Raw genomic sequence first — 11696 nt, forward strand, 5'->3', positions numbered from 1 at the left:
GCGTGGCGATGGACGAAATGGACATGATGGACCGAATGGACGCGATGGACGAATAGCTGTCAACAGTCAGCAGTCAGCAGTCAGCAGTCAGCAGTCAGCGATCAGCGTACGTGCCGGTGAGGTGCCGCTCGCTCCCTCAAGGTCGCGGCTCCGTTCGTCGCCATGCCGCTTCCCGTCTATCAGCCTCTTTCTCAACAGCCGCAGCAGCCGCCGTCATCGTCGTCATCGTCGTCATCGTCATCGTCGTCGTCGTCGTCGAGCGGCGAGCCGGAGTCGTCGTCCGACGCGTCGTCATCGCCGGTGTCGTCGTCCATCGAGGTGTCGTCGTCGGCGGTATCGTCGTCGGCGTCGTCGTCCGCGGTGTCGTCATCCATCGTGTCGTCATCCGCGGTATCGTCGTCGATCGACGTATCGTCGTCGGCGGTGTCGTCGTCATCGTCGCCGGGGATCGTGGTCGTCGTGGTGGTTGTCGTGGTCGTCGTGGTCGTTGTCGTGGTGGACGGCGTGTCGGGCCATCCGCGCACGGCGATGTTGTCGAGTCCCCAATACTCCGCGGGGCCGATGCCGGTGACGTACCGGAAACGCACGTACAACGCCGGCTCGTTCGCCGCGTTCGGCAGATCGAATTCGCGTTCGCCCTCGTCGTCCAGGAAGCGGAAGGTCCGCACCACGGTCCAGTTCTGGCCGTCAGTGGAATAGGCGACGTCGCCGGGCTCCGCGAAGCCGGCACTGAAGAAATGATCGAAACGCACCGTGATATCGTGGTGCTCCGAACAGTCGATCGCGGGCGTGATCATCGCGTCATCAAAAGGCACGAGGAAGCCGGCGAATTCCTTGTCCGCGATCGCGAACGTCCCGTCCCAGAATGGCGACGTGCGCGCGCCGGGGTTGTCCGTGCGCCAGGTGTGCGCGGCGCTGCCGCCGTTTTCGATTGTCCAGTCGGACAGGTCGCCGGTCACCGTCTCCCAGTCCTCGAAAAACAGGGTGTCCGGACCGATGGGCATGCCGAGGCGCTCCACCGTGTTCGTTTCCTCGTAACCGAACGCATCCTCGGCGCGCACGACGTAGTAGAACGGCGTGTAGTTTGCGAGGCCGATATCGATGTAAGTGGTCTGCGTCGTGGAGGCGAGCGGCGCGCCGAAGTTTTGCCCGCCCGGCGCAAGCGCGCGGTAGATGTTGTAGGTCACGTTCGTTTGATCGGCCGCCGCGCTCCAGGCAAGCGTGACGGTCGTATCGCCGCCGGTCGCGGACGTAAGTCCGGCGAAGATCGGCGCGGCGCAGTCGATCTCGACCTCGGCGGTTTTTGTCACGTTCGTGCCGCCGTCGCCGTCGTCCGCGTCGATGTAAGTGACCGTCGCGAGGTCGCCGTGCGCGACCTGCAAAACGCCGTCCGTCGCGGGCGCTCCGGTTTCCGCGCTGATGACGCCCTCGTACACGCCGTCCTTCACCTTGGTCAGCGTCACCGTTTCCGGTGTCGTCTCCGTGTCGCTCGTCGCTCCGACATACGCGAAGGCCGCAGTGAGGTCCGCGTCGCGCAGCGTGATATCGATGTCCTGCCCGCAGGTGACGACGGGCGTCGCGTCGACCTTGCCGTCGGAGTTGACCATCAGCGTTTGCAGGAAAAGATAGGCCTCGACCACGTCGATGCGCCCGTTGCCGAATGTGTTGTCCTCGCCGGCGTCGCCGAGATCGACGGCGGTTTCAAAGAGCGCGAACTTGATCTGTTCGGGCGTGGCGTCGGGGAAGGCGTCGCGCAACAGCACGACCGCGCCGGCGACATGCGGCGTGGCCATCGAGGTGCCCGAGAGGTTGCCGTATTGATCGCCCGGCATCGAGGAACGCACGTCCGATCCGACGGCGGAGACCTCGGGCTTGATCGTCACGTCGTCGCAGCCCGAAGGCCCGCGGCTCGAGAATCCGGAGATCGTCGTGCCGTCCTGCAAGAGCGATCCGATCGCGAATGAATTGTACGGCGAGCTGATGCGGTCGCCCGGCGTGCGCAACGTCTTGGCGGCGGAGCCCTCGTTGCCCGCGGCGAACACGACGGTGACGCCCGCGGCTTCGGCGGCGTCGATCGCGCCCCACATCTGCGTGTCGCAGAAGGGCACCCCGTGATACAGAGGGCTGATGCCCCAGGAGTTGTTGATGACGTCCGGCACGTCGTCCATCGTCGCCGGATTGCCGTCCGGGTCGGCGAACCACTGGAACGCGAGGACGGAGTCGTCGATCGTCTGCTGGATGCTCACCCGGTCGATCGTGCCGGCCGCGATCCATTTCGCGCCCGGCGCCATGCCGATCTGATTGCCCGCGCCGTCGTCGCCGACGATGGTGCCGAGCGTGTGCGTTCCGTGGTAGCCGGCATCGAACGGGAAGGTCGTGTTGGTGACCGGATCGAACCATGCCTCGCCTGGATCCACACCCGCGTCGAGGCCGCGCCAACGGTCGCCGAACGCGATGTGATTGCCGTCCGCTCCGGTGTCGCAGTCGCCCGCGATCGCGGTGGACCCGTCGATGCCAAGCGCCCACAGCTCCGGCGCGCGCGTGATGGAAATGCCGTTTTCGATCGCGGCGATCAGGTGGCCGTCGTCAATCACCGGCTCGCCGATCGGCGCGATGTTTTCGATGGGATACGCGAAGGCGATCTCGCTTACGTCATCGCGCCAGGCGAGCTGCTGGATGAACGCGGGCTTCGCCCACACGGTGACGGCGTTCATGATCCAGTACGGCCGGAACTTCGCGACGTGGCCCTCGCGTTCGCCGTCGGCCAGGTGCGCCCGAAGATCGGACTGCGTCGCGGCGGCGGTCTCCTGAAGCGCGGTGATGACCTCGTAGTGCCGGCGGGAAAGGCTTGCGCCGCGCGCCGTGAGTTCGTCGACCATCGCCTGCAAATCGACGCGCCCAGTCAGGATGACGAAGGCGCGCAGATACGCGTCGGGCGCGGCGTTTTCGATCGCCTGCCCGAGGGTGGGGTCAATCTTGTTGTCGGCCGTCGCGCCGGCAAAGGCCGTCCCGGCGCAAATAACGACAACGCACACAAAAACGAACGCCCGCGATAGCGAACGCATGGAGCCCTCCGTTCGTGTCCCGTTCAAGGGAATCACCCAGGAAAAACGCGGGGGGATGTTAGGCGCTTTGCGGGGCGCAAGCAACAACGGGGACGATCGTTTTTTCGGCGAGAGCGCCACGATTTCCCGCCAGGCAGGCGACATCTCCCGGATTCTTGTTTTTCAATTGGCCGTAGGCGCGCGCCGATCGACCAACTACGCCATATACATGCTGGCGTCGGGAATCCGGCCGGTGACGAAATCGTCGATGATCTTTTCGACGGCGCCGGAAATCCACGGCACGACGTGGACGCCGGACTCCTCCAGGCGCGAAGCCAGCGGCGTCGAGACGCCGTTGCAGACCACCCAATCGATGTCGTTGTCGTGGAACCAGCGCGCGCGTTTGGCGCTTGGGCAATCGCACACGTCGATTTCCTCGCGAGCGGTCACCGCGTGATCGTCAACGGTCACGACGATGATGCGCTCCGCGTTGTCGAGGACCTCGTGGATGTTCGCCGCGCCCGCGCCTCCCAGGGGGATTGCGAACCTCATGACGCACCTCTTCATTTTCCCACTTGCTTCCGCGGATCCAAGCAAAAATTATACGCCGATTCAACCCGGCGACAACGAATTTCTTGCGACGCCGCGTCGAAATTTCGGTGACGGGCCGGGCGAAGACGGGATTCGTTTCTGTTTTCTCTTTCTCATCTCAAAGCGCGTACGCATGGTCGTCGGGAATCCGGCCGGTGATGAAGGAATCGATGGCCAGTTCGATCGTTCCCGCGAAGTGGGGAACGACGTGAACGCCCTTTTCCGCGAGGCGCGCCGCGAACGGCGCCGAGATTCCGCCGCAAATCACCCACTGGATTCCGTGGTCGCGAAACCAGCGCGCGCGGCACGCGCTTGGGCACTCGCACACCTGAAGGATTTCGCGCGTGAACGAGCCGTCACCCGCAAGCGAGATGACCATGACCTTTTCCGCGTTGTCGAGAACTTCATGAACCCGCGCCGCGTCCGCGCTCCCGAGCGGTACGGCAAACCTCAACATAATTTCCCCCGAATCATCCCCCACGATTCGACGGGCGCGGTAAGTCCAATGTACGCCGCTTGGCGGGAAAGGCAAATGGCGCGAATCGCGCTCGCCGCCGCTTTGCGCTCGCCGCCTCTTTCCTCTTTCCTCTTTTCTCTTTTCTCGTGTCGCCTCTTTTCTCTTTTGTCCGCTTCGTGGTAATGCTCGCGTGACACCGATTCCACGCGTTTTCCCGGAAGAATTTCCGCTTCATGCCGATCATCTCGATCACGAATCAGAAGGGCGGCGTCGGCAAGACGACGACCGCGATCAACCTCGGCGCGGGCCTCGCCCGGAAGGGCAAGCGCGTGCTGCTCGTGGACCTGGACGCGCAGTGCAATCTGACGCAGGCGCTCTACCGCCGGCTCGATGAACACGAGCGCGGCGTGTGTGAGGTGCTGCTCGACGAGGGCGCCATCGGCGACATCGTCGTGCCGACGAAGGTGGAGAATCTCTATCTCGCGCCCGCGGGCGAAAGCCTCGCGAACGCCGACCTGAACCTCGCGAGCCTGATGGGACGCGAGCGGTATCTGGCGGAGGTGCTGGCCGAGGACGCGAAGAGCTACGACTTCGTCCTCATCGACACGGGGCCCTACCTCGGGCTTTTAACCGTGAATGCGTACGTCGCGAGCGATCACCTCATCGTGCCGGTCTCCTGCGAATATCTGCCGATGCTCGGGCTCAAGCTCCTCATGGAGACGGTCGAGAAGGTGCGCCGCCGGCTGAATCCGGCGCTTTCGGTGCTCGGATTCGTGCTGACGATGTACGACCGGCGCGAGAAAGTGACCTTCACGGTTGAAGAATTGTTGGCGAATCAATATAAAGACCTGCTTTTTTCGACGCGCGTCCGCGTCAACACCAAGCATCGCAGCGCGCCCTCCCAGCAGGAAACGATCTTCGAGTACGAACGTTCGGCCGCCGGCAAGGGCACGCAGGATTTCGATGCGCTCACCGACGAGGTGCTGGCGCGTCTTTCGCGGGAGTGATTATGGCCACGGACAAAGGCAAGCGCGATTCGATCTTCGAGTCCACCGCCGGGGGCGAAAACGCGAAAGCCCCGGGCGGCGAAAACCTCGAACCCACCTCGACGGGCCTGCAATCGCGCAAGACCACGGGCACACGCGTGGCCGTCAAGCGGCCGGGCTCCAAAAAAGAGCCCAAGGCCGAGGCGCCGGCCCCGAAGGCCGCCGCGAAGAAGGTCGAAAAGCCCGAGACCGGCGGCGGCGACGGCGGCGGATCGTCCGGCGACGGCGGCGGCGACGCGAGATTTTCGCCCGACCGCTCGAATACGATGCTGGCCATCCTCCAGACGCACGCGAACGAGATCCTCTACCGCAAGACGAAAGAGGACCGCCTGTTCATCCTCGGCCTGTCGCTTGTCGCCGCGATCGCCGCGTCCGCGTTCCTCATCCGCGGGCTGTCCGGCTGCGGGAGCGGCGGCTGGTTTTTCTGCCTTGTCTACAAGGGATTTTTCGCTCTCGTGACGCTTGCCGTCGGGTTCACGTCCGCGGCGATGGTGGAGTTGAACCGCACGCGCCTGCAGGACCTGCTCGCGATGACCGTGAAGATTCACGACTCGCTCGATTTGTTCGAGGACGGCGCTTACGCAAAAGACGGCGGCGCGTTCCTGCCAAACACCTACAAGTTTGTCGGCAGCATCAACGACGACGAGACGAACTACGTCGTGCTCGTGCTCAAGCTCGGCGCGGTCGCGGCCGCCGCGGCGGTGCTGTTTTTGGCGTAAGAAATTTCACCGCAAAGGCGCAAAGAATCGCAAAGGAACGCAAAGGATTCCTGTTATTTTTCTTGGCGTCTTCGCGTTCCTCTTAGCGCCTTTGCGGTAAGACATGCGCTTCCAATCCGTCCTCATCGCTACTCTTCTCGTTGTCACGGTCGCTCAGGCGTTCCTGCCGCTCATCGGCGACGTGGGCTACGAGGCCGCGCAGCTTCAGACATTCTTCTTCGCGATCGCCGCCGGGCATCTGGCGATCGCGCGTTTTCGCCGGGAGCGCCCGCGCGCGGCGGCGCTGTGGCCGCACATCGCGGGTACGACGGGCGTCCTTCTCGGCGTGCTGGTCGCGAACGTCGCGATCCTCGCTTTCGCCGGCGTGTTCAGGGGATTGTGCGACGTTTCTTCGTCGCTGTTGTGGTTTGCGATCCTGCCCGCGCCGACGATCGCTTACGCCTCCGCGCTCGGCGTGCTGTGCGCCGCGTATTTCCGCCGCGCGCATCGGGCGTATCTGGCCATCGTGCTTCTTCATCTGGGTTGGGAGGTTTGGGTCGTCTGGCAGGAGCCGGTGGTGTTCGCCTTCAACACCCTGCTCGGCTATTTCCCCGGCCCGGTTTACGACCGCGCGGTGCGTATCACCGCCGCGCTTGCGGCAAGCCGCGCGCAGGCGCTCGCACTCGCCGCCGCGTCGGCCGTCGCCGCGCGCCTTGTCCTTCGCCGCGCCGAGGAAGGCGAGGGCGCGCGCTTTCGCCTGACATTCGCCGAAGGACAGCTATTCGCCGCCGCGCTGCTGGCGTTTTTCGTGCTCGCCGCCAGGGGCGAGACGCTTGGCGTTGCGATGACGCGTGCGGTCATCGCCGAGCGCCTGGGCGCCCGATACGAATCCGCGAACGCGACGATCCATTACCCCGAGGACGTGTCCGCTGCTCGCCTGCGCGAGATCGTGCTTGATGTCGAGTTTCGCTTCGCCCAGCAGGCCGCGTTCCTCGGCATCGAGGATCCCGATCCGGTCACCGCGTTTTTCTATCGCGGCGAACGCGAGAAAAAGCGCCTGCAGGGCGCCGGAAGCACGCAATACGCCGACTGCGCGCATCGCGAGATGCACATGAATATCGAACCGCCGCCGCACCGCGTGTTGAAACACGAGATCGTACATGTGCTCGGTTCGGATTGGGGCATCACCGGCCTTGGCTATTCGCCGGTCCTCGGACTGACCGAGGGACTCGCGGTCGCGTCGGAAAAATTTCGCGATGAATACACGATCCCGCAATGGGCCGCGGCGATGAAGCGCGTCGGCCGCCTGCCAGACATCGCCGCGATCTCCGGGCCGACCGGCTTCTGGCGTCTGCAAGGGCGGCGCAGCTACCTCGCGTGGGGAGGATTCGTGACCTGGCTTCTCGACACGCACGGCCTCCCCGCGGTGTCGCGCGTCTATCGCACCGGCGGGTTTGAACGCGCATTCAACAAGCCGCTCGCCGAGCTTGCCGACGAGTGGGAGGCGTCGCTCGACGCGGTCGATGTGCCGCCGCGCCTTTTGCGCATCGCGAATTACGCGTTCTTCCGCCCGTCACTGTTCGAGGAGCGCTGCGCCCGCCGCGTCGCGCGCCTTTCCGAGGATGCCGACAGGGCCGCGCGAAGCGGGCGATACAAAAAGGCGGCGCGCCTTTTCACCGCGGCGTACGAGACGGGCGGCGAACATCCGCGCTATCGGAGCGACATCATGCGCGCGCGGTTCTACGCGGAGGATCTCGATGCGGCGCGCGAGCTTGCCGAGACGATCGTCGCCACCGAGGGCGCGCCCGAAAGTGTTGCAACCGCGGCCGTGGGGGAGCGTGAGCCGGGCGGCACGGACACGGTCCGCCCGCCTCATGGCGACATCCGCGCGATCGCCGAGGCGCGGCTGATCCTCGCCGAAATCGCGTGGCGCTCCGGCGACCTCGACGCGGCGCGCGCACACTATCGGGAATTGCTGGCGCTCGATCTCGTGTCGTCGTACACGCGCGAGGCCGCCATCGCCCTGGCCGCGATGGACGACGAGTTCGTCGAGCCGAACATGCGCCGCTACTTCACCGAGACGCGCGACCTGGACCACACGTTTCTTCTCACGGACGCGCTCAAGTTTCGCCCGCAAGCGGGATATCTGCATTATCTGCTCGGGCGCAGGCTCGCCAACGACCGCCATCCCGTCGATGCGGCCCGCGCGCTGCGCATGGCGCGGCACCACGGCCTGCCGCACGCGGAACTTGAGATCGAGGCTTGGCTGACGCTTGGCGAAACGCTCTACGAGGCGGGCGATTATGAGCAGGCGCGGCGCGTGTTCGCCGAGGAGCCGCCGGCCGATTTGCCGCCGGGGTTGCGGATGCTGGCGGACGAGTGGGCCGAGCGGTGCGCATTCGCGAAGCGGTACGCGGCGGAGCACGAGCTACCATAGCGCAATGGGGAATTGGGAATTGGGAATTGGGAATGCCATCGCACGTGGGTGTTTCTAATTTCGCGATTGCGATGACCTTCCGGACTTTCGGACTGCCGGACTGCCGGACTCACCAAACTTCCAAACTTCCAAACTTTCGGACAATTCCATCGGGCACGGGCACGGGTTGTTTTTGCCGGGGCGGTATCGACCGCACACTCCGCTTCGCTACGTTTGCGGCTCCGATCGCGGCCCTTTCGATTTGACGCACCACGTCAAGAACGCGTAAAATTTGAATAATTTGGCGCACCGTTTGCGCCGATAGGGATGTGGAGGGGCGAAACGCCCGGAGGGTGCATGTCCGTTACGATCGTCGCCAAGAGCGATCCCAACGTCAAAAAGAACAACGCCAAGGTCGCGCTCGTGCTCGCGGGGGGCGCGGTTTCCGGCGGCGCTTACACGCTGGCGGGCCTCAAGGCGCTGAACGACCTGATGGTCAACCGCGACGTGACGGATTTCGACATCTTCGTCGGCCTGTCCGCGGGTGCGTTCCTCGCCGCGCCGATCGCGCACGGCATCGGCGTGGAGGAATTGCTCAAGAGCATCGACGGGCGCGGCTCGCGTTTCAGCCAGCTCAAGCCGCTCGATTTCTACAGCCCGAATCTGTCCGAGTTCGTCTCCAAGCCGCTGCACCTGGTCTTCGACTCGATGACGATGCTTCCACGTTTCGCGGTGAAGTTTCTCTCGAACGTCGTCAATCCGGAGCATCAGTATCCGCAGGCGCTCCTGAAGTTTTTGCGCCGGCCGAACTGGAAGAACGCGGACAACTACATGAAGACGCTCGTGCGTATGACGCTGGCGAGCACGAACGTGCCGAGCCCGCTATCGTACCTGCCCGCGGGCATCTTCGACAACCGCCCGCTCGAGCGCTACCTGCGCGAAAATTTCGAGCGCAACAACCGCAAAAACGATTTCAACGAGCTGTATTTCCGCCGGCGCAAGGAGCTCTACATCACCGCGCTGAACCTCGACACCGCGGAGCGCGCAATCTTCGGCCACGACGAGGACACGTCGCTTTCGATCAGCGAGGCGGTGCAGGCGAGCACCGCGCTTCCGGGGTTTTTCAAGCCCGCGCGCATCCGCGGCGTGGATTACCTGGACGGCGGCGTGACGACCACCGCGAACATCGACGTGGCGGTCGAGCACGGCGCGGACCTGGTCATCGTGTTTAATCCCTTCCGCCCGTTCGTGAACAAGCTGCTGGTGCGTTTTTACAAGGACCTTGGAACGTATGTGCCGGACAAGCCGTACCTGGGCGACGGCGGCGCGCTCGCCGTGCTGAACCAGGCGTTCCGCACGCTTTTGCATTTCCGCCTGCACCACGCGCTCAAGCGATTCGAACAGGACCCGCACTTCAAGGGTGACATCATCCTCATCGAGCCGGACCTCTACGACATCAATTTCTTTGAAATCAATCCGATCGCCTTCTGGGACCGCGCCAAGGCCGCGGAGCACGGCTTCGTCTCCGTCAAGGAGGCGTTCGACACGAACTATTCCGCGATGAAGCGCGTGCTGAACAGCTACGGCATCGAAACGACGATGGTGTTTGTCGAGGAAGATTGCCGCAAGATCCAGGGCACGCCGTACGACGAGACGGTGATCTCGATTTTGGGCAAGGAGCGCATCAAGCGCGACATCCGGCTGGCGATGTAATCGCCAATTGGGAATTGGGAATGCGGAATGGGGAATACCCGTTCCGCGTTGCCACCGGCCTGTCCATCCCGTCCATTCCGTCCATAATGTCCACGATGTCCAATCGGTCCACGGCATGACGCCCGACTTCGGCGATGGCTGGAGCCCGCGCGCGGTCGATCTCCTTTCCGCGCTGGTGCGCGAGCGCGGGCGCGGGTCCGCGTCGTTCGATGCCGCACATCCGCCCGTGGCGGTGTTCGATTTCGACGACACCATGATCGCTGGTGACATCGGCGAGCAGGTGCTGCGCGCGCAGATCGACCGGTTGATCTTCGGCATGACGCCCGACGCGTGGCGCGCGCACATGCCCGTCGATCCCATGGGCGTGACGCACATCGACCCCGCCTGGGGCGGCGCACGCATCGCCGATCTGTCGGCCGACGTTGCCGACGCGTACGCGTGGCTTTTCGAACGCGCCCAGACGCTCGGCGGCGACACGACGGTGGACAAGCTGCGCGACGCGCCGGCGTTCGCGGAGTTTCGCGTCAAGATGAACATCCTTTTCATGGGGCTCGTGGAGACGCACGGCGTCGGCAAGCTGTTCGCGTATCCCTGGTCGAATCAGCTCGACGCGGGCCTTGCGCCGGGCGATCTTTCCTCGCTTGCGCTCGATGTGTATGCGCGCGAGACCGCCGCGCCGCGCCGCGTGGAGACGCTCGCGTGCGCCGGCGAGGGGACGCGCGCGGGCGCGCAGACGGTCAGAATTGCGACGGGCATCCGCGAGACTCCCGCGATGAAACAGGCGGCCCGCGCGCTTTCGGGCGTGGGATTTTCGGTGCACATCGTCACCGCGAGCATGCAGGAGATCGTCGCGCCAATCGTTTCCGATCCGCGATGGGGCTACGGAATCCCCGCCGAAAACGTGCTCGGCATGCGGCTTGTCGTGCGCGGCGGGCGCTACACCGACGAGCTGCTGCGCGAGGGCTACGACGTCACTTACGGCCCCGGCAAGGTGCGCGTCATCGACCAGGTCATCGGCCGCGCGCCGCTATTGGTCGCGGGCGATTCGGACACCGACTACGAGATGCTGAACGACTATTCCGAGACGCGCGTGCGCCTCGTGGTGCATCGCGGCAAGGGCGGCGTGATGGCCGATCTGTACGCGCGCGGCGAGCGCGGCGACGCGGGGTGGTGCGTGCAATATCGGGACGAGGAGACAGGGGAATTGTTGCCGGCTGCGCCCTGCACGCGCTAGCAACCGGGACGAGATTGTTGGCGTTTGCGTGATCGTCTATCATGTCACTCTGCATTTCCGTCTGTCCGGGGCTTCGCGGAGTCGTCGCATGCGTATGTTTGTGCGCGGATATTTCCGGTCAGTCCTTGTTTTCATATTCGTTTTTTTTGGGATTGCCGTCTCGGGTTGCGAATGTTTTGCCATCGTCGGAAGCGAGGATGGCCCCTTTTCAAATGACAACGACCACAACAGCGGTTGCGGTAAGTCGACCGGTGCAAAATGTGTCTATCCCGATGATTACTTTGACGACGACACGGCCGACGATGACACGGCAGACGACGATACGGCAGACGACGATACGTTGCCTGACGACGATACCTTGCCTGACGACGATACGTTCGATGACGACACCGGCACCGACGACGACACGCTGCCGGACGACGACACGACCGACGATGACACGTTGCCGGACGACGATACGGGCACCGACGACGACACCCTCCCGGACGACGACACGG

At 64.3% G+C, this 11696-nt stretch carries 9 protein-coding genes; 6 read left to right on the plus strand and 3 right to left on the minus strand.

Annotation, left to right across the window (positions count from 1 at the left end):
* Window positions 1-191: 191 nt before the first annotated feature.
* The 3 genes from K8I61_09015 to K8I61_09025 all read right to left on the minus strand — a co-directional run bounded on the left by K8I61_09015 (window position 192) and on the right by K8I61_09025 (window position 4092).
* Window positions 192-3065 carry a S8 family serine peptidase gene (locus K8I61_09015; protein ID MBZ0272165.1) on the minus strand — a complete coding sequence of 958 codons (2874 nt, stop codon included), beginning with the start codon at window positions 3063-3065 and terminating at the stop codon, window positions 192-194.
* A 195-nt stretch (window positions 3066-3260) separates the two neighbouring features.
* Window positions 3261-3596: a NifB/NifX family molybdenum-iron cluster-binding protein gene (locus K8I61_09020; protein MBZ0272166.1), complete on the minus strand. Its 336-nt coding sequence runs from the start codon at window positions 3594-3596 to the stop codon at window positions 3261-3263.
* A gap of 157 nt (window positions 3597-3753) precedes the next feature.
* On the minus strand, window positions 3754-4092 hold the full coding sequence (locus K8I61_09025; GenBank protein MBZ0272167.1) for a NifB/NifX family molybdenum-iron cluster-binding protein: 339 nt from the start codon (window positions 4090-4092) through the stop codon (window positions 3754-3756).
* 233 nt (window positions 4093-4325) lie between these two features.
* On the opposite strand from K8I61_09025, the gene K8I61_09030 reads away from it, so the two are divergent.
* From K8I61_09030 to K8I61_09055, 6 genes are all read left to right on the plus strand, one after another.
* The gene (locus K8I61_09030; protein MBZ0272168.1) at window positions 4326-5099 is read left to right on the plus strand and encodes an AAA family ATPase; all 774 of its coding nucleotides are present in this window, start codon (window positions 4326-4328) and stop codon (window positions 5097-5099) included.
* Between the two features lie 2 nt (window positions 5100-5101).
* Complete coding sequence (locus tag K8I61_09035; protein ID MBZ0272169.1) at window positions 5102-5857, plus strand: hypothetical protein; 756 nt, start codon at window positions 5102-5104, stop codon at window positions 5855-5857.
* A gap of 103 nt (window positions 5858-5960) precedes the next feature.
* Window positions 5961-8273 (plus strand): hypothetical protein, encoded by a 2313-nt coding sequence (locus tag K8I61_09040; GenBank protein ID MBZ0272170.1) that lies wholly within the window; start codon window positions 5961-5963, stop codon window positions 8271-8273.
* Between the two features lie 336 nt (window positions 8274-8609).
* A complete protein-coding gene (locus K8I61_09045) occupies window positions 8610-9965 on the plus strand; it encodes a patatin-like phospholipase family protein (GenBank protein MBZ0272171.1) in 1356 nt (451 codons plus the stop codon).
* A gap of 115 nt (window positions 9966-10080) precedes the next feature.
* Window positions 10081-11199, plus strand: coding sequence for a haloacid dehalogenase-like hydrolase (locus tag K8I61_09050; GenBank protein MBZ0272172.1), 1119 nt, complete (start codon window positions 10081-10083; stop codon window positions 11197-11199).
* An 88-nt stretch (window positions 11200-11287) separates the two neighbouring features.
* The coding region (locus K8I61_09055) for a hypothetical protein (GenBank protein MBZ0272173.1) at window positions 11288-11696 on the plus strand (409 nt) is incomplete at its 3' end.

It is taken from the genome of bacterium (assembly GCA_019912885.1).
Taxonomy (GTDB): domain Bacteria; phylum Lernaellota; class Lernaellaia; order JACKCT01; family JACKCT01; genus JAIOHV01.